The following is a 24,379-nucleotide window of genomic DNA, read 5'->3' as shown; positions in this document are numbered from 1 at the left end:
TTGTTTTTCGGGGAAATAACCTGCTCAAGACTAACTAACGAAATAACGAAAGCAAGACTTAAAGCAAAGATAGAAACTTGGCAGAAAGAACGAATTAACGAAAAAAAGAAATATATTAGTGAGGTCACTCTAGACTTTCCCCATGCTCAAAACGGCCTATATTGTCTGCGGCAGTCCCGGTGCCGGCAAAACCTTCTATGGCAAAGAACTAGCCAAACTGAAGCAAGCTATTTTCCTTGATATTGATACAGCAACAGAACGCCTTGTCCGGTTAGCCCTCCAACTATCAGGTCAAGATCCTAATGATCGTGACAGTCTCTATTTCAAGAGCAATTTTCGGAATCCAATCTACGAGCAGTTATTTGACATTGCCCAAGATAATTTGCTTTGGAACGATGTGGTCATAACAGGGCCTTTTACCAAAGAAATCAAAGATCCAGATTGGGCTAATAAGTTATCAACTCGTTTGGGAGTTCCCGTTCAAGTTCATTATGTTTTTTGTCCACCCTCAATTCGGCAAGCCAGAATCAGAGATCGTAATAATCCTAGGGACTTAGCCAAGTTGGCCTCTTGGGAAGATTACCTACTTTATTACGAGGCGGAATTGCCACCAGCTTGTGAACATATCTTGGTTGATAATACTCTTAATAAAGAAATCAAGAAATAAAGAATTCTGATATGGGCACAAATAGCTTAATCTAGGGTCATAGCAATAAATAACGAAAACAAGAAAACACGAAATGAAGATAATCGCCGTGACTGGCTACAAGGGGGGAGTTGGGAAAACCATCACCTCGATTCACATTGCCCGTTACTTAGCCGACAAGGGAAAAGTGTTGCTAATCGACTCTGACCCTAACCGTTCGGTGGAGAAATGGGCCGCCCGTGGGGAAAAACAACCCTTATTTAAGGTCAAAAATGAAAAGTCTGCTCCAGCCCATATTGCCGGGAATGATTTTTTGGTTTTGGACACCCCCGCCCGGCCCGATAGTAATGAACTCAAAGAAATTAGCCAAGAGGCCCATCTAACAATTCTGCCCTGCGTGCCGGATGCCATTAGTCTTGACCCCATGCTCCAGATGTTTCATGATTTGTTCCCCGGTGCCGTTTACCGAGTTTTGATTACGATTGCCCCTCCTTACCCTAGTAAATCAGCAGATGAGTTACGCTCTGTTCTTGCTGAAAATCAGATCGAAGTTTTTAAGGGATTTATCCGACGCTCTGCTTCGGTGGTTAAGGCCATTGATATGGGAGTCACCACTGCGGAAATGAAGGGACGAGATCACTACCCCTGGCAAGATTACAAAACCATCGGCAAGGAAATTATGGAGGTCATCAATGGGACGGCTCAGTAAGGTGTTTGACACGGCTAAGGCAGAATCCGTGCCAGAGCCAGAAATAACGAAAGCAAGAAGTAACGAATTCGTTAATCTTAATTTTAAGGTAACTCCAGAAATGCGCCGTAAGCTCAAACAGTATGCCGCCAAGCACGATCTATCCCTAAAGGAAGTTTTTGAAGCGGCTCTGGATTTTTACATTGAGCATCATCCTTGACCTAAAAAAACACTAGGGGTTCAGGCAAAGTGCCAAAATTTTTTACTAGGGGTTTCAAGTGATGACTAAAAAAATTACTAAGGGTTTGGAATGAAAGATAACCGGTATTCTCCTGACTGGCCCCAGTTAGCCCTGAGCAAAAAGCAGTCCGTTAATTGGATCTGTGAACGGTGCGGGGTGCAATGCCTCAAGCCTGGGGAAGGGAAGGGGTTATTAAAGGAGGAACGGTATCGGCTCAGGATGGCAGTTCATCATTGTGATTATGATCCAAGTAATAACTCCCCCAGTAATTTGATGGCTTTATGCTCCCCCTGTCATCTTTATTACCACCGCAGGCAACGGGGGAATGTGACTCCAGGGCAGTTATTGCTGTTAAGATAATTAAAGGAAAAAAGTATTTGTTAAGTGCTATTGTAGAATCTGAAAGACGGCTACTTTTTGAGTATATATATTCCAAGTTGGGCTGGTGCTCATGCAAAAGTTCTACTGTTTGTTATACAAAGAATTAATTTCGTCACTCGGATAACCCTGGTTGACTGACAAAAGATGATTGGAAGTAGCCGAATGCCTTGTGGTGAGGTAGTTTTGGGTACTGTATGGAAGAAGGGGGAGCCAGCGTTCTAACCTTAGATACCACTCAAAAGCGTGAACACTGTGGAAAAACTCCCCCCTCTACAATGCCTTGAACGCCTTGCTTGGTCAATCCGTGCCCTGGGCACATCGAGGTCATTTAACGACCTGTCTGTGGATGGTGATAGCCTTGCTTCAGCGAGGGGAAGTTAGCCTAACGCTGTGGTTACCCTATATTCCGTGTCGAGGGGTGCAGGCCCAAAGTAAACAACGGCGTTTGAGTCGTTGGCTACACAATAGTCGTCTGAACGTGCACCGCCTATACAAGTCACTGATTCAGGCAGCATTGGCGGATTGGCAGGAAGAGATTTTGTACCTAAGCTTAGACACTTCGCTGTTTTGGGACGAGTATTGCTTGGTACGCCTAGCGGTTGTCTACCGAGGTCGGGCATTGCCCGTGGTTTGGCGGGTACTCAAACACCGCAGTGCCTCCATTGCTTTCCGTCAGTATTGGGAGATGCTCTATCAAGCCGCCAACCGATTGTCCCAAGGAGTGAAGGTAGTCCTGCTCGCCGACCGGGGTTTTATTCACACCGATGCGATGACCGCTGTCACGACCCATTTGGGGTGGCATTACCGAATTCGGCTCAAGCGAAATACTTGGATTTGGCGGGCTGGCCATGGATGGTGTCAATTTAAAGACATTCACCTTCAGCGTGGGGAGGCATTTTGCTGGCACAACGTTAGGCTCCATAAAGGTGACTACTATGGCCCAGTCCATGTGGCTTTTGGCTGCAACAACGTCAATGGGGAGTTTTGGGCTATTGTTCAGTGATGAACCTACTTGTCTGCACACCATCCAAGAATATGGCTTGCGTTTTGATATCGAAGAGGCTTTTCTTGATGACCAATCCAACGGTTGGAATCTACAGAAATCTGAAATTCGTTTCGTTTGCGCTCTTTCTCGCCTTTTCTTCCTTCTGGCACTTGCCACCCTCTATGCCACTGCCCAAGGGGTAGAGGTCTTTGCCACCGGCAAGCATCGTTGGGTCGCTCCCCATTGGTTTCGCGGCAATAGTTACTTTCGCATCGGCTGGGATTGGCTCAAAACTTCATTAGAGCAAGGCTGGACACTCATTCGTCATGTCCGTTTTACCCATGCTCTAGATCCCCAACCTGCTATGGCTTCTCGCAAATTGCATCACCAGCGCATTTATAGTATTGAGTTTAAAATCAATATTTATTGCTATCCTGTCGATTAGTTTTGTCAGTCAGCCAGGTTTTCAACATTCTCTGGAGTCAACTATATTTGTTATTAGATTTATTCTCTTACAACTGGGTAAACTAATGATAACCCTGACCAGTCCTGGAGACAGTACAGAACTGCCATTGATTGCTACTGATCATTTAGGCATTGTAATCCGCATAAACACCGCATTTGAAGAAACCTATGGTTGGTCTGCGGCGGATCTGGTTGGGCAACCGTTAACACTTATTTTACCGAGCTATTTTCAAGATTCCCACCACTTGGGCTTTGCTCGCTTTAATACAACGAGCATATCAACAATTTTGAATCATCCGCTACAACTTAAAGTTGTTACCAAAGATCAGCAAGAAGTTGACTCTGAGCATTTTATTATTGTGGAAAAGCAAGGCGAACAGTGGATATTTGCCGCAACTCTACGTCCTTTAATAACAGAAGAAAATGAAGAAAGGACTATTTAACTTTCTCTTCCCCACTTTCCCCACCCCTCATTTAATGTGATTAATTCGGGAACCTTAATTACTAAAATCGAAGAATTGCAATCCACATTAGCCAAGATGGACATTGCCCTGGGCACTGTGGATGAGGCAATTGTTTGGACGGATGGCACTGGTCAAATTCAATGGTGCAACACGGCGTTCGATCACCTAATGGGAAAACTACATATTTTAATTCTTGGCAAAAACTTAGTAGAACTTTTGCCACTACACAGAAATAGTCAACCTCTTGAAGTTAGCCACCATCCCTTCACCATCATTGTGGCGACCCAGCAGAAATTTACTGATCACTATGAATTTAACCAAAATGGGAAATGGTTACATTTAGAAATTATGACATCTCCACTAATGAATGCCCAAGGAGCGGTATTAGTTATTCGGGATATTAGTGATCGCCATCTTCAGGAGCAAACACTTCAACAGTTAAATGAAAATTTAGAAAAAAGAGTATTAGAACGGACCCAAGCAGTTAGCTTAATTAATAATAAATTAGAACAAGAATTAAGGGAACGAAAAAAGACAGAAATTGCTCTAAAAGCGACCACTTCACGACTGGAAGCCCTGATCCAAAACTTGCAAGCAGGGGTATTAGTCGAAAATGAAAATGGCAAAATTGTCTTAGTTAATCAAGTATTCTGTGACCTCTTTGGCATTGACGTTCCTCCGGAAAAACTGATTGGATTCGATTGCCGACAATCAGCCCAGTTTGCCAAAATCCTCTTTGAAGATCCAGAGGCATTTATCATAGGCATTGATAACATTTTACAGAACCGGCAAATCGTCACTAACGAAGAATTGAGATTAAAAGATGGACGCACCTTTGCCCGTGACTATGTCCCCATTGAGGTGGGGAACCATCACGATGGCCGCCTATGGCTCTATCGAAATATTACCCCTCAGAAGCAAGCAGAAGTCTCCCTGCGGAAACAATATCAGCGCACGTTACTGCTCAAAGAAATTACTGAGGAAATTCGGCAAAGCCTCGATCCTGTAAAAATTTTTCAAGTTGCTGTCAGTCGTTTAGGACAAACATTACAGGTTAGTCGTTGTATTGTCCATCTCTATTCAGATATGCCCCAGCCCCATCTAACTTGTGTGGCTGAATATCTCATTCCGGGTATGACTTCCATGCTCGATCTTAATCTACTGATCGCCGACAATCCCCACCTATTGCGAGCTTTAAATCAAGATGATGCCGTACAAGTTGACAATCTAAAAATGGTACCAACAGCAGTCCCGTTACAAGATTTCTATAATCAACTGCAAGTATATTCTCTCCTGATTATTCGTACTTCTTATCAAGATAAAACAAATGGTCTTTTAATTCTTCATCAATGTGATAGAAGCCGTTCTTGGAACACTGAAGAAGTGGAGTTAGTAAAAGCTGTGGCAGATCAAGTAGGAATTGCCCTAGCTCAAGCCAAATTATTAGAACAAGAAAGGGAAATTCGTCAACAATTAATAGAGCAAAATAAAGCTTTAATGACGGCCACAAAAGCCGCAGAAGATGCCAACCGAGCCAAAAGTGATTTTCTGGCCACCATGAGTCACGAAATTCGCACCCCCATGAATGCAGTGATTGGCATGACCGGGTTATTGCTAGATACGCATCTAAATACCCAACAGCAACAATTTACCGAAACCATCCGCAGTAGTGGCGAAGCCTTACTTAGTTTAATTAACGATATTCTTGACTTTTCTAAAATTGAGTCGGGACAATTTAAGTTAGAAATCCATCCCTTTGAAATTCAGCAATGTGTCGAAGAATGCCTGGATTTAGTTGCGCCCCAAGCCTTTGCAAAAAAATTGGATTTGGTTTATCAAATCGAGCCCCAGGTACCTATGGCGATATTGGGGGATTTAACACGGGTGCGACAGGTATTGGTTAACATTCTAGCTAATGCGGTTAAATTTACTACAAGTGGATCAATCCAGGTAAGGGTTTCTGCCACTGTGGCAAACCAGCAACAGAATAAATATACTATTCAGTTTTCGATTAAAGATACGGGCATTGGCATTTCTCCCGATCAACAATCGGCATTATTTAAATCCTTCAGCCAGGTGAATACATCGATCGCCCGTAAATATGGGGGCACGGGTTTAGGACTGGCCATTTGCAAACGACTCACGGAAATGATGGGGGGGCAAATTTGGGTAGAGAGTTATGGGGAGATCGCCGGAAATCCCCCTGTTGACTGGGCAAAGACATCGAAAAATAACCCACTGGAGTCAACAGGCGCAACATTTTACTTTACGATCACAGCTCAAAGTACAACTATTGTACGGAGACCAAATGATCTGTCTTGTCAGCTCTCCCTAGCAGGCAAACGATTATTAATCGTGGATGATAATCAGTTAAGTTGTGAGGGGTTAAAACAACTGGTTACAGCATGGGGTCTGCAAGCTCAAGCAACAACTTCAGGTTGGGAGGCGTTTAGTTGGTTGCGTCAAGGAGAATGTTTTGATCTGGCGATTATCGATCTACAAATGGAGGAAGTAGATGGGTTACAACTAGCGGAAGCCCTACGGACACTACCAACGGGGGAATCGTTGCCCCTGGTCATCTTAACGCCCTCCCCAACAAGTTTAGCTGAGTTAAGCGCCCGCACCGATATTAGTATTGCCGCTTGTCTATCCAGTCCCATAAAAAAATCGCTGGTATATGAGGTGCTTTGTGAAGTCTTTAAGGCTGATGAGACAGACAACTCTCTATTTAACGGTGATTGGAGATCCGGTATAACCGAGGCGGTCAAACGAACTTGTTCCCCCCAAGAGCGAGAAGCAAGAATAAAAACCCTCAGCCCGTTAAGAATTTTGTTGGTGGAAGATAACAATATCAATCAACGGGTGGCATTGTTGATGTTAGAAAAACTAGGTTATCGCCCCGATATTGCTGGCAATGGGTTAGAAGCATTACAAGTGCTTCACCAAGCCTCCTACGATGTCATTCTCATGGATGTGGAAATGCCGGAAATGGATGGTTTAAGTGCCACCAAAGCCATTCGTCAAGACTTTCCCGCCGATGAGCAACCTTGGATTATTGCGGTGACGGCCTATGCCATGCAGGGCGATCGAGAAACTTGTTTGGCCGCCGGGATGAATGACTATATCACCAAGCCAATTCGGGAAAATGATTTACTTGATGCCCTACAGCGGATCGATTTCTCAGTTTTATCGTTAACAAAAAATAAGCCAGCACCCTTGTCGGAACCAGTGGTGAATGTGGGACTAGTAAATCCCGTTCCTGAGGTTTTGAAGGCTGATCAGCTAGAAGAGAACCTAGTCTTGGATCTATCCATTTTGACGGGGATTCGTGAGATGGCAGGGCCAGACGGAGCAACCTTTTTGCAGGTTATTATTGGGGATTATTTACACACAACCCCCTCTTTGCTAGAAAAACTCAAAACGGCGATCGCCGCCCAGGAGATTGATACAGTGCGAGCTACAGCCCATAGTCTGGGGTCAAGCAGTGCTAATTTAGGGGCAGTGGAATTTGCCAAACAGTGTAAGCAGCTTGAAAATTTGGCTCGCTCTGGCATGTTATCGGGGGTTGATGGACAATATATCCAGTTAGAGAAGGAATATGAGAAAGTGAGTCAAGCATTGGCATTGCAACTAAATCCAAATTGACGATGACTGAGACTTCTCCGACGGTTGATGAACAGCGATCCCCCCTAATATTAGTTACCGACGATGATAATTCGTTGCGTTCCCTGTTAGTGATGGCATTACGGGCGGATGGTTATGTCATTGAAGAAGCCGTCAATGGGCAGGAATGTCTGGCGAAATACCAACGGTTACAGCCGGATTTGGTGATTTTGGATGCCATGATGCCAGAAATGGATGGCTTTACCTGTTGTCAGCAATTGCGACAGTTTCCCCAAAGCCTAAACATCCCCATTTTGATGATTACCTTTCTCGACGATCGTGAGTCCATTGAACAGGCTTTTACCGCAGGGGCAACGGATTACATTACTAAACCGATTCACTGGTCAGTGCTGAAACAACGGGTGCGATATCTGCTCTCCGCTTCCCAGTCTTTGAAACAGGGGGCGATTCAACAGCAACAATTAGACCGTCAACTAATCTGGCAGGAGGATTGGAGTGAATTGTTAGCTCAATTGGCAGCAGTGAAATCGTTAACGACGGATCTGGTTTCTGGGTTAGAACCATTGCGGGAAGGTTTAGGTATTGATCGTTTCGTGGTTTACGGTGCAGATTTGACTCCCCAGTTAGAATCCGTGGCGGCTAACTCCCCTTCGGCCCTGAATTATTCTTTATTGGATCTAGGGTTAAATCAATTGTTGCCATCGGGGGAAATTTTGGCGATCGCCGATATTCCCCAAAGTTCCCTGTCCCCAGCGAGTAAAACAAAACTCAAAGATCTCCAGACTACCGCATTGTTACTGATCCCCATCGGTTCCTCATCCAAACCCCTCGGTTGGCTAGGTCTGTATCGTCAATTTACCGGGGAATGGGACAGTTTTGTCCAAGGGAGATGTCAGGATTTAGCTAACCTTTTCGCCCTGGTCATGGGGTAGTAGTAACTGGGCGGCGATCGCCTTACGGTAACGGGTTGTTACCTGCTCCAGACATTCCAACAAAAACAAATTTCCTTGATAGTAATCCTCTAGTTTCTCCTGTTGGGAGCCAGTCAATTGCCAGGGTTGCCCAAATCCTCGTTGTTCTATCAGCATTTGTCGCCAAGCCTCACACCAACCATGGCCCTCTTGTTGCCACCAGGTTAATTGTGTATCTAAATCTTGGCTTGATGCGGGTAAGCGTTGTTTGAGACGATGGAGCGAGCCCAACAACGGCGCTGTTAACGTAAAACGATTTTCTAAATCCAACCCAAACCCAAGCTCTAATAATTTTTCTAGGGTCGGTTGCTCAATTAACCTTTCCCCTAAATGTAAAACCCGCAATAGGGCCAAATCTAAGGCCATATCGGGAGCTAAATCTCCCACAATTTTAGGGTCAAGGGCAGACGCTAAATTCAACTCTCTCCCGCAAAACAAACCGAGATAAAATGCCCGAACAGCCGCAGATAGGTAAGGAACATCTAGGGATTCCGCTTTAGTCGCCACATGCTGCAAAAATTGCTGTAGTCCAACATCATTTCGCAACAGACCATCAATTTGCGATTGGATTAAGCGGAGTAGTTTTACTGGATCGGGTAACATTTCCACGGTTAATAAAATCACTTCCCGCCACTGGGGCATCATCACATGATCCGCTAATTCCTGTAACGATAGGGTGGGAAACTCGCTGGTGGAATCCACTACAATTTTGCGAGCAGTTAAATACTCTTGAAAGGTTAAATGGGAAAAGGCATAAACCCCTTTGGCCATTTGTACGATAATCCCCTGCTGAATTTCCATTTCTTTGAGCAAGGTTTCACTATTCAACCATAATGCGTCCAAATCATCATCAGCATTCGGTAGGGTACTTAAAAAATCTAAAATAATTTGTAATAGCTCCTCTTGTTCAATTAAATACTGCCCTTGCTCAAAGGCGATCGCCGCAATGGTACTTAACAATTTCAACTTATCCAATAACGTTAAATTTTCATAAATCTGATCACGTTTAATGCCTCTGGTTTGATCCCAGCGAGTTAATAAAATTGCTAATGCTTCCTGATAAAGGCGGGAGCGTTTATTGGGAAATTCGGAACGAGCCAGAAAAACCGAACAAAGCAAGGCTAATAAAATGGGGGTATGGGCCAACTCCTGAATAGCCTGATTATCCTGGCGACTCAGGGTTTCTAAAAATTGAGCTGCTTTTTGCTCCCCCTGCTCGGAATCCTGTAAAGTAGCGCTAAACCACCGTTGAGTAAATTGTTGAATCTGTGGGGAACTAAATCCAGCCAATTCCAAATGGGTAAACCCTTGAAAATAATAGTTTTGAGAGGCGGAGCGACAACTAATAATGATTTTATTTTGATGATATTTTTCGGTAAATTGATAAATTTTTTGATATACAAAATCAGCTTTTTCTACGGAAACTTCATCAAAAGCATTGAGCAAGAGCAGGAGCTTATGCTGTTCAAAAAGGTAGTCAACCTCTGCTTCAGATAAAGCTGCTTGCCTCAGAATGTGCTCTAGATAACTGAATAAATCAGCATTTTCATAGGCTTCTATGAACTCTACAAAACTGCGTAAAGAAACAAAAATGGGTAACAGGTCAAAGCCCGCACTTTGCCCATAACATTGCAAAGCCAAATACTTTAAAAAGAGGGTTTTTCCCGTCCCAGGCTTGCCCAAGACCATAACATGATTATGCTGTAATACCGACTCTAGGGCGGAGACTGACTGCTCCCGTTTAGAAGTTGGAGCTAAACGTTGATTGCTGAAAGTATTAGCCCGCAAACCCGTTAGTGAATTTTGTTGAGCTAACCATTGTTGATCGGGAGCAAAGGGAAAAACTTGAACATCTACATAAACTTCAGTTAATAAAAGAGATTGGTTACTATCGACATAGGAAGGAAGACGACTGCACCAGGTATCGACTAGGACTTTGAATTTTGTTTTGATTATCGCTAAATCAGGGACATCGGGGATCGTGGTAGTCTTAAGGGATTCATCCGTTACTGGCCTGTCGACTGGTTCCGTTGCTTTAACTTTTTCAAGCGGAAACGTTGGTAGATCAGCAATGTCTTGCCAGTCTAAATCCAATTGAAAACAGATTTCCATAAAAATATTGCGGTCAACCGGGCGACCGGTCAAAAACTTCCACACGGAATTACGGGTGGATAAACCCGCTTCGATCGCCAAATATTCCTGGGTCCAGCCCCGGCACAACATCGCCTGCTTGGCTTGGGCTTGCCCATCTGGTGAAGCTTTAAGGGAACGTTTTGCCATGTTTACAATGATAGAGAATTTTTGGAACCCATTTTCAAGAAGTTAGACATTGGCTTAGGCCTAAACGTAAATATGGGTGAGAGACAGTAGATATAGGCGGTTAAACGGCAACCACGAGTTCACCTAAACACTGCCTTTGTTCTCTAACTCCTTGGTGATTACCTATGGCTAGCACTATTCAACTGATTGAAGTTCCCCAAAGCTTTTGTCAACAGGAAGTTGCATTTATTCAGTCCCAATTGGCTGAATGGTTTGAGGCTGAGGCGCAAGTGGGTCGGCTGGTGTTCGATTTTGCTAAGACCCGTGTGTTGGACAGTGCGGCGATCGTTTACCTCCGCCAATTGTCACAACAAGCAAAGGATAAAGGGGTTGAATTATTGGGGTGGAGTTTACGCCCGCAACTGAAACAGGTGCTGACTCTAGCAGGAATTGATCAATATTTCACCTTTACTGAAACAACCAATCAAGTCTTTGGCGATAATGTCGATGTAGCTTTTGATCAACAGGTTCATCCTTCTGTCATTTCCAAAGGGAAACGGTTATTAGACATTGTCGGTGCATTGGTGGGGTTGACCATTACCTCCGTCCTCTTTATTCCCCTGGCGATCGCCATTAAATTAGATAGCCCTGGTCCGGTACTGTTTAGCCAAACCCGCTGTGGTTATAAGGGTCAACAATTCAAAATCTGGAAATTTCGCTCCATGGTAACCAACGCTGAAGCCCTGAAGCATCAAGTTGAGAATGAAATTGATGGTGCTTTCTTTAAAAATACCAACGACCCCCGCATTACCAAAGTCGGCAAATTTCTCCGCAAAACTAGCCTCGATGAATTTGCTCAGTTCTGGAATGTTTTAATCGGCGAGATGAGCTTAGTCGGCACCCGTCCCCCCACTTTGGATGAAGTTGCCCAGTATAACTCCCACCAGAGCAATCGCTTAGAAGTGAAACCCGGCTTAACCGGAGAATGGCAAGTTAATGGTCGCTCTACAGTCTTAAACTTCGATCAAGTTGTGGAAATGGATCTTAACTATCAGAAACGCTGGAGCTTGGGCTATGACATCAAACTAATTTTGAAAACCATCCAAGTCGTTTTTTCAAAACGTAGTGGCGCTTGCTAGGTAGGTTTGTCTCAAAGTAGCACCGCAATCGTGCCAAAAATCTCTTCGATTCTAGGGGTCCGTGAGAAAAGTAATGGGGTTTTAGGTACAGGTCCAGAAACGTTAAACAGACAATTGCATAGATATCAACGCAAATGCCGTCTTGGGATACTGAGAATAAGAAGATGAACTCTACACCCGAGTGGGTGAGAAGCTTCCCCCCCCCGAACAGTCGGAAGGTTGGACAATTTATGCCAATTAGCCCATCGTCAGCAGTACATACCAATCATTTAGAAGCATTGAATAGTGCCCTACAACGGCGACAAAACCACTATGCCAAGGAACTGGAGGGGTTGCAGAGAGCCCTTAATGTCCAGAGGTTGCTTCACAATTGAACTCGTCCCTATGGAAGTCTGAGGAAAAATACCACTCCGGCCATGGCTATGGGATTTATTGACCGCCCTGTTCAAATTTCAGAAATCCTGACGTGTAGAGGTTTTCATCACCTCACTCCTTAAGAAGACAGTGCCCGTTGGGCCATTTTAGCCATTCTGTATTTCTTTAACATAAACCTAGTTCCAACTGGGTTTATTTTAAGTATCCCGTTTTCCGATCGCCGTGTCCCGTTTTGTTTTATTCCAGTTGGTTTGGGGTTTCCTGAAAAAGTTGAAATAAAGAGGAATTTTCCACAATAGGTATAGAGGGGTCATTAACAGGGTGGTAAAGGGCAGTATTTCCTGGGCTGCCTTCATCCAAGCCAGCAAAATTGCCATTCCCAACATGGCCCCAGCGATGGTCGCTAATAAAAGGGGCAGATAACTGTCACTTGCCAAACTTGCTAGTAAACTGACGAAAGCGTAAGTTAACCAGAGTAAAACTAGGAAAGAGATGGGCGGAATGCTCAATTCTCCCACCAGAGCCAGGAGATCCAGACGAACTTGCCCAATAGCGGCTTTCAGCAACCGAGGAGCTTGGCTAATAAAAGTTTTTAAATGTCCGTGTTCCCAGCGGGTTCTTTGTTGTATAGCGGTGTCCTGGGCTTTAGGAAGTAACCCCGTAACCAGGGCCATGGGACAAAACAGGGGGGCATAACCAGCGATCGCCAAATCCAGTCCCAACTGCATATCTTCGACAATATTATCGCTGGCCAGGGGGGCATTCTTGAGAATCGTCCAGGGGAAAGCCATGCCAGTGCCTGTGAGGAGGCAGGGGGCACCCAGTTGACTTAATCCGAGGGGCCGTACCCAATTTTTTACCAAAAAAGCAAAGGCGGAAAGTCGATCCTTAATGCTGGGTTCTGCGGGTGTAGCCATGACATAACAGCTTTGAATCGGTCGCTGTCGTTGCGCCGCCATGGTGGTTAGTTGTTCAATACAGTTTGGATGAACGTAACAATCTGCATCCATAAGAATAACAATGTCCGGTTCCCTGTGTTGGGCTAGGTACTGCACCCCATAATCCAACGCATAGCCTTTGCCCCGCTTTTCTTGATCAATTCTTTCAATCACTGTAGCCCCTTCTCTTTCGGCAATAATAGCCGTGGTATCGGTGCAATTGTCCGCTACCACCAGTAAGGTATCTGCGGGAGTAAGCTGGGGCTGAATACTTTGCAATGTTTCCGCAATGACCTGGGCTTCGTTGTGGGCAGGAACCAACACCGCAACCCGCAATCCCGCTGGCGTTCTGGCTTGATTACCTGGAACCGCCTGAGTTCTTTCCGAGGGAGCTAAACAAGCTGCACCACACTCCAACAACAGAATGGCACTGGGCACAAGGACAACAACGGCGATCGCCGAAATGAAAACGGTGATGAGCATAGCGGCAAGCTGAGAACTGAGAGGAGAATGAAACGAGACCTGTGGCAATGTTAGATCGTTTAAGTTATCCAACACTCTAATCGCTATAGGACAGGGCGATCTTCCCTCAAAATTTCCCCATTCTTTGGCTAGGCAACCCCGAAACACCTAAACGGTCCGAGAATCAGCAGTAGATAACTGAGGATAAGCAGGCTCAGACAGAAGGGTTTGCAGTTTGTACTGTAACACCAAGGCAAAGAACGGTAGGCTTTCCACCAAGTAACGCTTCCATAACCGCTGAGGTTCAGAGGCTAAGCGGTGGAGCCACTCCAACCCGACTTTGCTCATCCATTGGGGGGAACGGGCTTTTTCACCCGCTTCGAAGTCGATGGTAGCGCCGATCGCCAGAAAAATTTTGATATTGGGCAGTTGATGACGATATTTAGCAATCCACTTTTCTTGCTTGGGAGCCCCAAGACCCACTGCTAACACGGTGGCACCGGATTGTTTGATGCGCTCTAGAATGTAGGCACATTCTTCAGGATTTTGCTCAAAGCCGAAGCTAGGGGAATAGGAATCAACAATCATCTCTCGGCCTACTTTTTCATTGATTTTTTGGCGAGCGCGATCGGCTACCCCTTCTTTAGCACCGAGCAGAAAGATTTTGGTATCAGTATTGTCTTTGTTGTATTCATAAAAAGCAGGAAACAAGTCAGAACCAGAGATTTTCTCTTTAATCGGTGTACCTAACAGTTTGAGAATGTATTCAATGATTTTGCTATCACAAACTCGGTAATCTGCCACTTGGTAAACCTCTTGCAGCTCAGCATCTTCCTGCAACTTAACCATGTGATCCACATTTGGCGTAACCACAAATCCACCACGCTTATTGAGATCTTCAAGTAACTCAACCATGGAGTAGTTATGGATCGTTGTGTTGAGAAGCGTGATGGAATTCATTGCTTAGCCCCGGTGTTTTTTTGATGACACTTTCATCTTCGAGCAGGACTGTTTAAGCTCATGTCTATGTTTTGTTTACGCACCGTATAACTTTATGATCGAGCTTTATATTCAACAATCGTCGCTGTTTGTTTGGTGAGGCGGAGCCAGTGAAAACGCAGTTGGCCAATGAACTGGGGAAATTTGGCTAGCAGACAGGAAGTGGCATAGAGCCAGGCTAACTGGGCGGATAATCCTTGTTGCTGAAAATACCGTGCCGTTTTATAGATAATCAACGGGTAACCCAACAGCAAAACTAAGCTCAGACCGAAAGTGGGGCAACTAGATCCCAGACTGACAACTGGAATGATCAATGCCCAGAACCAAATACTGCGGCTTTCTTTAACCCAATGCTTCTCTGGTGGTTGACCATGGAGCCACGCTCCTTCGGCAAAGGCGAACCCAGCACGAACATGGCGTTTCCACCACTGGTGCCAATGCAACATGTTGGCATCATGCCAAGTCATTTCGGTATCCAAGCGCCAAATTTGCCACTGCTGTTGTCGCAAACGTACACAGAGTTCTGGTTCTTCCCCAGCAATTAATCCCTCGTTAAATCCCCCTACCGTTTGAAATGCTGTCACTCGCACCATGGCATCTCCGCCGCAGGCTTTCGTCTGACCCACAGGCGTATCCCATTCCAGATCGCAGAGCTGATTATAAATTGATTGCTCCGGGTAGCGTTCCCTGCGCCGACCACAAACCACGGCGATCGCCCTATTCTCTTCTAAAAACTGATAGGCTGTTGCTAACCAATTGGTAATAACTTCACAATCACCATCAACAAACTGTACATATTTGGTACTTCGCTGTAGTTCTAATAATTTGGCCAAGCCAGCATTGCGGGCCCGGGCGGCAGTGAAGGGTTGCGCTAAATCAAGACGGACAACCACAACATCGAGAGATTCTGCAAATTCAATACTGTTATCGGTGGAGCCGGAATCAACATAAATAACCAGGCCAGCTTCTACCACCGATCGCAGACAGTCCTTGAGGCGATCGCCTTCGTTGCGCCCAATAACGACAATTCCTAAATCTTCCATGGTGGTTAGTGGAGGTTAACTATGGAGGTGGTTGCTTGGGGAGTTTAGTGGAGTTGCCACCATTGATACCACTCTACCCAGGCCGTTTCCAATTGTTGAAAGGTTTGAGTAATCTCATCCGGAGTTGCATCCGGGGCGATCGGGGCGGAGATGAGGGTCCATAAACAACTGCTATCCGTTAAATCTTTTTGTCCAGCTAACCAGGCAAAAAAATGAAGGTTATGGCGATATTTATTGCTGATAAATTGTTGCTCTGTGAGGGTACTGGGGGCATTCGGATTGAGGCAAGCGGTGATGGTGGCAGTTATATCCCCTTTTTGCAAGATATAGCGTTGACCAGGGGACTTGCCAGCAACGATCGCCGTTTTTGAGTTTTTCAACTGCCAACTGGGTAAAGTAACTTGCTGAGGATAGGGGAAAGGATGTTCTGACAAGGTTTTCACCCTCCCAGGTTGGGAAGCACTAAGTTTGGCGATCGCCACCATGGCACTGAGAATAGGTTGGATTAGCTCGGTCTTAACGTCCGCATTGCTATGATTACTGGGCGCCGTCTAACTTCGTGCTTGACCGGTGTTTAACTTAAGAAAATTAGGCCATTTAGTTCCTTGCTATACTCTGAGTGTGCCGCTGATCGCCACTAAGATCACCGTTCAGCTTCGAGTCTCCGCTCCCATAAAGATCTCTCAAAGCGCCCGAATATTCCATGGCTCACGATGAAGCAGAAGAATTTTTAGCAACAGAAGAAGCAGAGATTGAGGCAGTCTCACCCCCAGCAACTTCGAAAAATTTGGTGCGGGTTTATCTCAACCTTGTTTTGCGAAAGTGGTTTATCATTGTCGCTTTTGCCGGGGCTGGCTTAGTGGTTACTTCTTATCTGAGTACCCAGGACCCCTCCACCTATGTGGGCCGCTTTGAAATCTTAATTGAACCAGTTACATCAGCAGAAAAGCTAACAGATGCCTCTGTATTAACCCGTAGCAATGATTTACCCAGTCAAGAACTTTTAAACCTTGATTATCCCACCCAACTAAAAATCCTTAAAAGTACGGTACTGTTGTCAAAAATTGCCGCTGAAGTTCATAATATTCTCCCCCAGATTCCAGAAGCAGCAATGTTACAAAATTTGCAGAAAAATTTAATTGTCAAGCGTGTGCAAGAAGGAAATAGCCGCTTCGACTATACAAAAATCCTTGAAGTAATCTATGAAGGCAATGATGCCGTTTTGGTGGAGACTGTTTTAAAGGTAACTGCCGAGCAATATTTACAATATAGTCTGCAGGAACGGGAAAATAGTTTACAAGCTGGTGTGAGCTTTATTGATGAACAAATTCCAATTTTAGAAACCCAAATCCGCGCCTTGCAAGGACAACAGCGGACCCTACAACAGCGCTATAACATAATTAGCCCCAATCAACAGGCCACTAATCTCAACGAGGCTTATCAAGCTAATCAACTCGATATCCAGAAAATTGATGAAGAGCTGGAAGAATTAAGATCATTAAAATCAAACCTAGAATCAACTTTAGGGCTTTCACCATCAGAAGCATTGGTTGTCCTTGATCTGAGCCAAAATCCAGAGCGCCAAAATCTGTTACAGCAATTGCAAGAAGTAGAAACGATGATTGCCGCCGAATCCAGTCGTTTCACCAATGAAAATCCCATAATGCAGGACTTGTTTCAAAAACGGAACAATCTGCAAACTCTTTTAGAAACTAGAACTAAAGAAATTCTCAAATCTAGCTCCCTAAAAGGTGATAATAACCCCAATATTTTTATGTTTCAGAATACCAGCCGAATTACCATGCTGGACCAGTTAATTGTGACGCAAAATGAAATTGCTAAACGCTTAACTCGCCGGCAAGTTCTGGTGGCTAACCAAGAGCGTCTTCGGATTAACTTAGATCAATTTCCCACCATTGCGGCTCAATACGATGAGGTGGCACGACAGCTTGATTTAAAGAAAGGGTTACTGGATACATTAGCCAATCAACGGGAAACGTTGCGGGTGGAAGCGGCCCAACAGGATGTCCCTTGGAAAATCATTTCTGCACCAGCTATTCCCCGGGGGCCCGATGGTTTGCCGATTTCTTTCCCCCCTGATCCGAAGAAAAAAATGATTGCTGGTATGGGGAGCGGCCTAGTTTTGGGATTGCTGCTGGCGATCGCCTGGGAAAGGAGTCGGAATATTTTTTACAGCAACAGCGACCTTAAATTTGGCTTGGGTTACTCCGTTTGGGGGGAATTGCCGCTGCTGGATTCAGGAATTGCCCATGATAAAGATGCTTTAGAAGACGAAGTTTTGCCCACAGAAGCAAATGAGGCGATTGTTGCCATGGGGGAGGATAGGGGCCAGCAAATTTACACCAATTTTTATTTTCAGTATCAAGAGCAAGGTATTCGTTCCATGGCCATGACGGCGATCGATAACGAAAGTGGTCAAGCATCTGTGACGATGCAATTTGCCCGGGCCGCAGTCAATGCTGGTCAGACTGTTTTGGTGATAGATACCAATTTGCAACATCCCGACATTCATCACCATGGCAATAATACTGATGAATTGGAGCAGGGACTGGTCAATGTTTTAAATAGCGATACCGACCCGCAACAGTTACTTAATCTAGTCCACTATGAGGACGGTTTGGCAATCATCCCTGTTGGCACAATGAACGCTGGCCATCCCATTCGTTTACAGCGCTGGCTGAGTCGCCTCGACCCGGCACTCCAAACCTTGACCCACAAATATGATTTGGTCATCTATAACGCCCCATTGTTAACTGTCCCAGATACCCCCTTTCTTTTGAATCGTACTGATGGAGTCTGTCTAATAGTTCGCCTTAAATATACGTCCCAGTCCCAAACTCACCAGGCTTTAACAACGGTAGAAAAGTTTCAAATTCCTGTCCTAGGGGTAATCGCCACCATCTGAGGGATTGACGGTTAGGGATTAGGGAAGATGCCAAAGAATTTAGCGGCTCCTGCAATGAGAGCAATGATTAAAGCTGTCAGAATGCCTCTGCTGGTAAATTCCTGATTTTCCAGACGCTTGCCAATGCCAGTGACCTTTTCATCAAGGGTGCTTATCTCGCCAGAGAGTCTTTCGTCAAGGGTTTTTATTTGTCCAGAGAGTTTTTCATCGGTGGTTTTTATCTGTCCGGATAGTTTTTCATCGGTAGCTTTTATCTGTCCAGAGAGTCTTTCGTCAAGGGTCCTGATTTCCCCTTTAACTTCTGCTTGGGAAACTTTAATGTCACTGATGTCTTTTTCAATTCGGTCTAGCTTGCCGTCTATCCTTTCCAGGATTTGGGCCAAGTCAGTTTCAACTGTTGGCATGATGGGTTAAACTCCTTTGGGATTGATTGAAGGACTTGCAACGTCACGGACTCCTCCCTGCTACTTTTTAGGATAATTGATTCGGGGCTAATGGTGAGATCGCCCCAATTCCGGGCACAACTAGCCTTGGAGGCAGTAAAGGAAGTCAAAATTCACTTAGGTGGGTCCAATCAATGGAAAAGAAAACTCGTGCAAGAATTTATGAAAGTTGCATATCTGATTAATCAGTACCCCAAGATTAGTCATAGTTTCATTCGTCGTGAAATTCTGGCTTTGGAAGAGCTTGGTGTTGTCGTAGAGCGTATTTCTGTTCGACCCATTGCCCAGACTGATTTAGCAGACGAAGCCGATCGCCAGGAATGTCAACGAACTCGGGCACTGCTGGGGGCTGGATTGATACCCTTACTAGGGAGTGGTCTTTTTTTAGCAATCTCCCGCCTGCCCCCATGGCTGAAAACCCTCGGCTTAACCATACAAGTGGGTCGGCGATCGCACCGGGGACTACTGCGCCATTTTGCCTATTTCTTGGAAGCTTGTCTGCTGTGGCGGTGGCTCAAAGCGGCGGGTATTACCCATATCCATGCCCACTTCGGCACCAACTCCACCACCGTTGCTATGCTCTGTGCCAGTTTAGGAGACATTAGTTATAGTTTTACCGTCCATGGCCCGGAGGAATTTGACCGACCGGAGGCGATCGCCATTCCCGAAAAAATTAGCCGGGCCCGCTTTGTGGTGGCCATTAGTTCCTACGGCAAAAGTCAACTTTACCGCTGGTGTAGCTTGGCAGATTGGCCCAAAATTCAAGTAGTCCATTGTGCATTGGCGGCGGATTATCTCCAACAAGAAATCACCCCGGTACCAGAGGTTCCGCAACTAGTCTGTGTAGGCCGACTGTGTGAACAAAAAGGGCAATTGCTTTTAGTACAAGCAGTGCGACAATTACGGGATAACGGTATTGCGGTAAAGCTGGTTTTAGTGGGGGATGGGGAACTGCGATCGCCCATTGAAGAATTAATTGAGCAATATCAACTCGAAGAAAACATTACTATTACTGGCTGGGCCAGTAGTGCCATGGTGCAGCAACATTTATTAGCTTCCCGGGCCATGGTTTTGCCGAGTTTCGCCGAAGGTTTACCGGTGGTAATTATGGAAGCCTTTGCCCTGGGTCGTCCGGTGATCAGCACCTATGTGGCCGGCATACCGGAACTGGTCAAACCGGGGGTTTCCGGCTGGCTTGTGCCCCCAGGCTCCATTCCTGATTTAGTAGAAGCAATGCAGTCTGTTTTAACTATGTCTTGTGAACAACTTACCGCCATGGCCGCAATGGGTCAGCAAGCGGTGCAGATGGATCATGATGTTCATAAAGAGGCTGAAAAATTAGCCCAGCATTTTCACACCTACGCATCGGCGCCGTAACTATGGCTTCCCTCAATAAACTGGCCATTCGTGGCACCATTTGGACTTTTGTTGGCTATGGTTCTAGTCAGGTGCTCAGACTGGCGGGTAATCTGGTGCTGACTCGTTTGTTGGTGCCGGAAATGTTTGGCCTGATGGCGTTGGTAAATACCTTTATCATTGGTCTCAATTTATTTTCTGATATTGGCATTGGCCCCAGCATTATCCAAAACAAACGGGGGGATGAGCCTAGTTTTCTCAACACGGCTTGGACTATTCAGGTTATACGGGGTGTTGGGCTATGGCTCTGTTGTTGCCTTATTGCCCTACCGGTTTCCCGTTTTTATGGCGATCGCCAACTAATTTGGTTACTACCCTTGGTGGGGTTTTCTACCATCATTGCGGGGTTTAACTCCACGGCATTATTTACCCTCAACCGCAAAATTGATCTGGGCAAGCTGACCCGTTTTGAATTCATCGTGCAGTCAATTGGGCTGGTGGTGATGATTGTCTGGGCCTGGTTCAATCCCACCATTTGGGCGTTGGTGATGGGTAATTTTGTGCTCAGTCTGGTGAAAATGATTTGGAGTCATTACCTGGTGGCTGAACCCCGCAATCGCTTTACCTGGGATCCCACTGCTTTACAAGAAATTGCTCGCTTTGGCCGCTGGATTTTTGTTTCCACAGCCATGACCTTTCTCGCCACCCAGGCCGATCGCCTGATTCTAGGGAAAATTTTCAGCCTAACCTTACTGGGGGTTTATACCATCGCCTTTACCCTGGCAGAACTACCCCGGCAAGTTTTGAGTCGAGTCAATGGCAAGGTCATGTTTCCCGTAATTTCCCAACAAATAGACTTACCCCGGGCTGAGTTACGCAGTAAAATCCTTAAAAAACGCTGGTTATTACTAGGGGCGCTGGCGATCGCCATTGCTGTGATGATCAGTTTTGGCGATTGGCTTATTCTTTTTCTCTACGATGAACGCTATCGGGCTGGGGCCTGGATGTTACCCATCCTAGCGGCCGGTTTATGGTTACCAACCCTGGCTTTAACTATTGATCCTGTCCTCTATGCCCTAGGTAAGCCTCAATTAGTGGCGATCGGTAACTTTGCCAAATTTGCCTATATGCTGATTTTTATTCCCCTGGGGTTTCACAGCTTTGGGGTTTTAGGGGCGGTGATTGTGGTGGCGGCCAATGATCTGCCGTACTATCTAGCAGTGGCTTACGGGGTTTGGCAGGAAAAATTGAGTGGTTTTCGCCAAGATTTACTCTCCACTCTATTACTACTGGGGGTTGCTAGTCTTTTGATCACAATTCGCTGGAGTCTGGGACTGGGTTTACCGATTGAAGCGTTATGGAGTTAGGAGTATGAAAATCACCTTTGTTTTACCCTATGCCGGTTTAGCGGGGGGCATTCGGGTGGTGGCCATTTATGCCGATCGCCTGCAAAAACGAGGCCATGAGGTATTTATAATTTCCCAGCCTCTACCTAAACCTGGAATAAAGCAGAGAATTAGCCAATGGCTTCGGGGGAAAAAGACCCCTGCTCAGCCGTCCGCCTCCCATTTTGACGGGTTAAACGTACCCCATAAAGTGCTGGAAACCTGTCGTGCCGTTGGCGATCGGGATTTACCAGATGGGGATGTGGTGATTGCTACCTGGTGGGGAACCGCTGAGTGGGTAGCTAAACTTTCACCGAGCAAAGGGCAAAAAGTTTACTTTGTCCAACACCATGAAATACATCCCTATTTTCCCGTCGAGCGAGTTAAGGCCACCTATCGTTTGCCGCTGTATAAAATCGTCATTGCCGAGTGGCTGAAAAAGGTGATGGCAGAGGAATATGGGGATTCCCAAGTCTCCCTTGTGCCCAATAGTGTTGATTTGGAGTTATTCTCAGCGTCCCCCCGGGGCCGTCAAACTGTACCCACCGTTGGCTTTATGTACTCCACTAAAGCTTGGAAAGGAACGGATTTGGCGATTCAGGGTTGGCAACTAGCTCAGGAAAAATTACCAAATTTAAAGGGCATTGCCTTTGGTTCTGAACCTGTTTCCAGCAATTTACCTTTGCCGGAGGCGATCGCCTATCATCACAAAGTTGCTCAGGAGAAGTTAAAAGAAATTTATGCAAGCTGTGATGCCTGGCTGTTTACCAGTCGGTTGGAGGGGTTTGGTTTACCTATTTTAGAAGCCATGGCCTGCCGCACCCCTGTGATTGGGACCCCCACGGGAGCGGCCCCGGAACTGATAGAGCAGGGAGGTGGGATTTTAGTACCCCCTGAAGATCCAGCGGAGATCGCCGCAGCCATTGTCAAAATCTGCACTCAACCCCTTGAACAATGGCAAACGTTGTCGGACAAGGCCTACCAGACTGCCAGTTGCTACAGTTGGGATGATGCCACCACCTTATTTGAACAGGCTTTAGAGGAAGCAACCATGGCAACAGCAAACGATCCATGACCCCCCAAGCCCAACTGGTTCTCCTGCTGTGGTTACCAGTTATTCTGTATTTCTTTCGACGCTACCCTCCCCGTACCGCTGTCATGGTCAGCTTTTTGGGAGGCTTACTTTTTCTGCCGCAACGTACTGGCTTTGCTTTGCCGCTTATCCCCGACTATCAGGGCATGGTCGCCACCTGTTACGGCATTGTGGTGGGGCTTTGTATCCATGATTTGGAACGGCTGAAAAAATTTCGGATTGAATGGCTGGATATACCCATGATGTTGTGGTGTATTTCTCCATTTATGTCCTCTGTTACCAATGGTTTAGGGGCCTATGACGGCGTTAATGAATCCATCACTCAAACTGTGGTTTGGGGCTTACCCTATATGTTGGGCAAGCTGTACTTTAATCGCCTAATTTATCTCAAACAATTGGCTGAAGGCATTATTAAAGCAGGTTTAATTTATGTGCCCATCTGCCTCTGGGAAGGACGCATGAGTCCCAATTTGCACCTGATTGTTTATGGCTATTATGCCCATCCTTCCGGCATTAGTCAGGCCATTCGCTACGGTGGCTATCGTCCCAATGGGTTTATGCAACATGGCTTGATGGTGGGGATGTGGATGATGACAGTAGCATTAATTACCATCTGGCTCTGGCAGTCCAAAACCTTTACCAAAATTTGGAATTACGAAATTAAATCATTGATTCCGGTCCTGGTGTTTACCGTGATCTGGTGCCGCTCGACAGGGGCCTATGGTTATTTTTTCTATGGCTTGATTATTCTCTTTACTGCTAAATTTCTAAAATCAAACTTGCCCCTACTCATTTTAATTTTTGGCCTTGGCTGGTTCCTCTATATGAATGTGACCGGTCAGTTCCATGGGGATAAAATTCTCGCTTTTTTAAGTGAATATACCAATCCTGATCGCATTCAATCCCTGGGCTTTCGCTGGATAAATGAGGAGATTTTAGCGGAAAAAGCCCGAGAGCGATTTTGGTTTGGTTGGGCGGGCTGGAAACGCAATCGGGTCTATGAAGAAAACTGGATCGGCGAAATTGTCGATGTGTCTGTGACCGATAGCCTCTGGATTATTGCCTTTGGCATTCAAGGAGCCTTTGGCCTGCTGAACTTAACCCTAGCCCTGCTCTTACCCCCGGCCGTTTTTGCCACATTTCGCTATCCCGCTAAGTTATGGCTCCATCCGAAAGTTGCCCCCGCCGCCGCCCTGGCCACCTGTCTGGTGCTGTTTAAGTTGGATTCTGTGATTAACAATATGTATAATCCGATTTTTCCCCTGATTAGTGGTGGTTTAGCGGGATTATGTTTACAACCACCGGAATCTTTAAAGCCCCAGTCCCGATCGCCAGCGGTTAAACAGGTAAAAAAACAGAAGCAGAAATCTAGTGAGCAGGGGAAACTCAAAACCAAGCCGGGGCGCTCAAAGTCAGGGTCAGGCAAAAGGTCTAAAGTTAGACGCAAAGTTGTACATAGGGCAGGCACGAAATCAGACAGCGATCCATCAAGCTAA

The 24,379-nt window shown here is 45.8% G+C and carries 21 protein-coding genes and 1 pseudogene; 16 read left to right on the top strand and 6 right to left on the bottom strand.

The annotated features are described in order from the left end of the window. Positions 1–142 precede the first annotated feature (142 nt). From C7I86_RS17810 to C7I86_RS17770, 9 genes are all read left to right on the top strand, one after another. Positions 143–667, top strand: a complete 525-nt coding sequence (locus C7I86_RS17810) for an ATP-binding protein (RefSeq protein ID WP_011153604.1) — start codon at positions 143–145, stop codon at positions 665–667. Positions 668–740: 73 nt separating this feature from the next. After that, entirely contained in the window at positions 741–1,355 is a 615-nt protein-coding gene (locus C7I86_RS17805) for a ParA family protein (RefSeq protein WP_011153603.1), read from the top strand. Then, positions 1,339–1,554, top strand: coding sequence for a hypothetical protein (locus tag C7I86_RS17800; RefSeq protein ID WP_011153602.1), 216 nt, complete (start codon positions 1,339–1,341; stop codon positions 1,552–1,554). Before C7I86_RS17805 ends, C7I86_RS17800 begins: the two co-directional genes overlap by 17 nt. 90 nt (positions 1,555–1,644) lie before the next feature. Beyond that, positions 1,645–1,935: an HNH endonuclease gene (locus C7I86_RS17795; RefSeq protein ID WP_011153601.1), complete on the top strand. Its 291-nt coding sequence runs from the start codon at positions 1,645–1,647 to the stop codon at positions 1,933–1,935. 301 nt (positions 1,936–2,236) lie between these two features. Continuing rightward, positions 2,237–2,959 (top strand): transposase, encoded by a 723-nt coding sequence (locus C7I86_RS17790; protein WP_143705300.1) that lies wholly within the window; start codon positions 2,237–2,239, stop codon positions 2,957–2,959. Beyond that, positions 2,931–3,386, top strand: coding sequence for a hypothetical protein (locus C7I86_RS17785; RefSeq protein ID WP_011153599.1), 456 nt, complete (start codon positions 2,931–2,933; stop codon positions 3,384–3,386). The genes C7I86_RS17790 and C7I86_RS17785 overlap by 29 nt, the downstream gene beginning before the upstream one ends. Positions 3,387–3,471: 85 nt before the next feature. Beyond that, positions 3,472–3,849 carry a PAS domain S-box protein gene (locus C7I86_RS17780; RefSeq protein WP_011153598.1) on the top strand — a complete coding sequence of 126 codons (378 nt, stop codon included), beginning with the start codon at positions 3,472–3,474 and terminating at the stop codon, positions 3,847–3,849. Positions 3,850–3,885: 36 nt separating this feature from the next. After that, positions 3,886–7,515 carry a response regulator gene (locus C7I86_RS17775; protein WP_011153597.1) on the top strand — a complete coding sequence of 1,210 codons (3,630 nt, stop codon included), beginning with the start codon at positions 3,886–3,888 and terminating at the stop codon, positions 7,513–7,515. A 2-nt stretch (positions 7,516–7,517) separates the two neighbouring features. Beyond that, entirely contained in the window at positions 7,518–8,426 is a 909-nt protein-coding gene (locus tag C7I86_RS17770) for a PleD family two-component system response regulator (RefSeq protein ID WP_011153596.1), read from the top strand. On the opposite strand, the gene C7I86_RS17765 is transcribed toward C7I86_RS17770, so the two are convergent. After that, complete coding sequence (locus C7I86_RS17765) at positions 8,394–10,745, bottom strand: NACHT domain-containing NTPase (protein ID WP_011153595.1); 2,352 nt, start codon at positions 10,743–10,745, stop codon at positions 8,394–8,396. The genes C7I86_RS17770 and C7I86_RS17765 overlap by 33 nt on opposite strands. Positions 10,746–10,909: 164 nt before the next feature. Between C7I86_RS17765 and C7I86_RS17760 the strand changes: the two genes are divergently transcribed. Beyond that, complete coding sequence (locus C7I86_RS17760) at positions 10,910–11,863, top strand: sugar transferase (RefSeq protein WP_011153594.1); 954 nt, start codon at positions 10,910–10,912, stop codon at positions 11,861–11,863. Between the two features lie 227 nt (positions 11,864–12,090). After that, positions 12,091–12,360 (top strand): annotated as a pseudogene (locus C7I86_RS19320) (IS1 family transposase); the annotation flags it as partial. Between the two features lie 75 nt (positions 12,361–12,435). On the opposite strand, the gene C7I86_RS17755 reads toward C7I86_RS19320, so the two are convergent. The 4 genes from C7I86_RS17755 to C7I86_RS17740 all read right to left on the bottom strand — a co-directional run bounded on the left by C7I86_RS17755 (position 12,436) and on the right by C7I86_RS17740 (position 16,123). Further along, a complete protein-coding gene (locus C7I86_RS17755) occupies positions 12,436–13,659 on the bottom strand; it encodes a glycosyltransferase family 2 protein (RefSeq protein ID WP_041428260.1) in 1,224 nt (407 codons plus the stop codon). A gap of 147 nt (positions 13,660–13,806) precedes the next feature. Further along, a complete protein-coding gene (locus C7I86_RS17750; protein ID WP_011153592.1) occupies positions 13,807–14,598 on the bottom strand; it encodes a WecB/TagA/CpsF family glycosyltransferase in 792 nt (263 codons plus the stop codon). 92 nt (positions 14,599–14,690) lie between these two features. Next, positions 14,691–15,680 (bottom strand): glycosyltransferase family 2 protein, encoded by a 990-nt coding sequence (locus tag C7I86_RS17745; protein ID WP_011153591.1) that lies wholly within the window; start codon positions 15,678–15,680, stop codon positions 14,691–14,693. 44 nt (positions 15,681–15,724) lie between these two features. Beyond that, on the bottom strand, positions 15,725–16,123 hold the full coding sequence (locus C7I86_RS17740; RefSeq protein ID WP_234376125.1) for a cyanoexosortase A system-associated protein: 399 nt from the start codon (positions 16,121–16,123) through the stop codon (positions 15,725–15,727). A gap of 260 nt (positions 16,124–16,383) precedes the next feature. Between C7I86_RS17740 and C7I86_RS17735 the strand changes: the two genes are divergently transcribed. Continuing rightward, the gene (locus C7I86_RS17735) at positions 16,384–18,606 is read left to right on the top strand and encodes a cellulose synthase operon protein YhjQ/BcsQ (protein ID WP_011153589.1); all 2,223 of its coding nucleotides are present in this window, start codon (positions 16,384–16,386) and stop codon (positions 18,604–18,606) included. Positions 18,607–18,617: 11 nt separating this feature from the next. Here C7I86_RS17735 and C7I86_RS17730 read toward each other — a convergent pair whose 3' ends face one another. After that, positions 18,618–19,010: a hypothetical protein gene (locus tag C7I86_RS17730; protein WP_011153588.1), complete on the bottom strand. Its 393-nt coding sequence runs from the start codon at positions 19,008–19,010 to the stop codon at positions 18,618–18,620. A gap of 201 nt (positions 19,011–19,211) precedes the next feature. Between C7I86_RS17730 and C7I86_RS17725 the strand changes: the two genes are divergently transcribed. Genes C7I86_RS17725 through C7I86_RS17710 form a run of 4 tightly spaced genes read left to right on the top strand, consistent with a single transcriptional unit; the run spans position 19,212 to position 24,379 of the window. Then, positions 19,212–20,426, top strand: a complete 1,215-nt coding sequence (locus C7I86_RS17725; protein WP_041428272.1) for a glycosyltransferase — start codon at positions 19,212–19,214, stop codon at positions 20,424–20,426. 2 nt (positions 20,427–20,428) lie between these two features. Continuing rightward, entirely contained in the window at positions 20,429–21,772 is a 1,344-nt protein-coding gene (locus tag C7I86_RS17720; RefSeq protein WP_011153586.1) for an oligosaccharide flippase family protein, read from the top strand. A 4-nt stretch (positions 21,773–21,776) separates the two neighbouring features. Next, positions 21,777–22,865: a glycosyltransferase family 4 protein gene (locus C7I86_RS17715; protein ID WP_011153585.1), complete on the top strand. Its 1,089-nt coding sequence runs from the start codon at positions 21,777–21,779 to the stop codon at positions 22,863–22,865. Next, on the top strand, positions 22,862–24,379 hold the full coding sequence (locus C7I86_RS17710) for a hypothetical protein (RefSeq protein WP_011153584.1): 1,518 nt from the start codon (positions 22,862–22,864) through the stop codon (positions 24,377–24,379). Before C7I86_RS17715 ends, C7I86_RS17710 begins: the two co-directional genes overlap by 4 nt.

This window comes from Synechocystis sp. IPPAS B-1465 (assembly GCF_003015225.1).
In the GTDB taxonomy this organism is placed as follows: domain Bacteria; phylum Cyanobacteriota; class Cyanobacteriia; order Cyanobacteriales; family Microcystaceae; genus Synechocystis.
The sequence above is the reverse complement of the archived record's forward strand: the minus strand, read 5'-3'. Positions and strand labels throughout refer to the sequence as shown.

What these genes read in the sequence shown, in the direction of transcription:
- C7I86_RS17810 (WP_011153604.1), top strand. Translation starts at nt 143, where the DNA reads ATGCTCAAAACGGCCTATATTGTCTGCGGCAGTCCCGGTGCCGGCAAA.
- C7I86_RS17805 (WP_011153603.1), top strand. Translation starts at nt 741, where the DNA reads ATGAAGATAATCGCCGTGACTGGCTACAAGGGGGGAGTTGGGAAAACC.
- C7I86_RS17800 (WP_011153602.1), top strand. Translation starts at nt 1,339, where the DNA reads ATGGGACGGCTCAGTAAGGTGTTTGACACGGCTAAGGCAGAATCCGTG.
- C7I86_RS17795 (WP_011153601.1), top strand. Translation starts at nt 1,645, where the DNA reads ATGAAAGATAACCGGTATTCTCCTGACTGGCCCCAGTTAGCCCTGAGC.
- C7I86_RS17785 (WP_011153599.1), top strand. Translation starts at nt 2,931, where the DNA reads ATGGGGAGTTTTGGGCTATTGTTCAGTGATGAACCTACTTGTCTGCAC.
- C7I86_RS17780 (WP_011153598.1), top strand. Translation starts at nt 3,472, where the DNA reads ATGATAACCCTGACCAGTCCTGGAGACAGTACAGAACTGCCATTGATT.
- C7I86_RS17770 (WP_011153596.1), top strand. Translation starts at nt 7,518, where the DNA reads ATGACTGAGACTTCTCCGACGGTTGATGAACAGCGATCCCCCCTAATA.
- C7I86_RS17765 (WP_011153595.1), bottom strand. Translation starts at nt 10,745, where the DNA reads ATGGCAAAACGTTCCCTTAAAGCTTCACCAGATGGGCAAGCCCAAGCC.
- C7I86_RS17760 (WP_011153594.1), top strand. Translation starts at nt 10,910, where the DNA reads ATGGCTAGCACTATTCAACTGATTGAAGTTCCCCAAAGCTTTTGTCAA.
- C7I86_RS17755 (WP_041428260.1), bottom strand. Translation starts at nt 13,659, where the DNA reads ATGCTCATCACCGTTTTCATTTCGGCGATCGCCGTTGTTGTCCTTGTG.
- C7I86_RS17750 (WP_011153592.1), bottom strand. Translation starts at nt 14,598, where the DNA reads ATGAATTCCATCACGCTTCTCAACACAACGATCCATAACTACTCCATG.
- C7I86_RS17745 (WP_011153591.1), bottom strand. Translation starts at nt 15,680, where the DNA reads ATGGAAGATTTAGGAATTGTCGTTATTGGGCGCAACGAAGGCGATCGC.
- C7I86_RS17735 (WP_011153589.1), top strand. Translation starts at nt 16,384, where the DNA reads ATGGCTCACGATGAAGCAGAAGAATTTTTAGCAACAGAAGAAGCAGAG.
- C7I86_RS17730 (WP_011153588.1), bottom strand. Translation starts at nt 19,010, where the DNA reads ATGCCAACAGTTGAAACTGACTTGGCCCAAATCCTGGAAAGGATAGAC.
- C7I86_RS17725 (WP_041428272.1), top strand. Translation starts at nt 19,212, where the DNA reads ATGAAAGTTGCATATCTGATTAATCAGTACCCCAAGATTAGTCATAGT.
- C7I86_RS17720 (WP_011153586.1), top strand. Translation starts at nt 20,429, where the DNA reads ATGGCTTCCCTCAATAAACTGGCCATTCGTGGCACCATTTGGACTTTT.
- C7I86_RS17715 (WP_011153585.1), top strand. Translation starts at nt 21,777, where the DNA reads ATGAAAATCACCTTTGTTTTACCCTATGCCGGTTTAGCGGGGGGCATT.
- C7I86_RS17710 (WP_011153584.1), top strand. Translation starts at nt 22,862, where the DNA reads ATGACCCCCCAAGCCCAACTGGTTCTCCTGCTGTGGTTACCAGTTATT.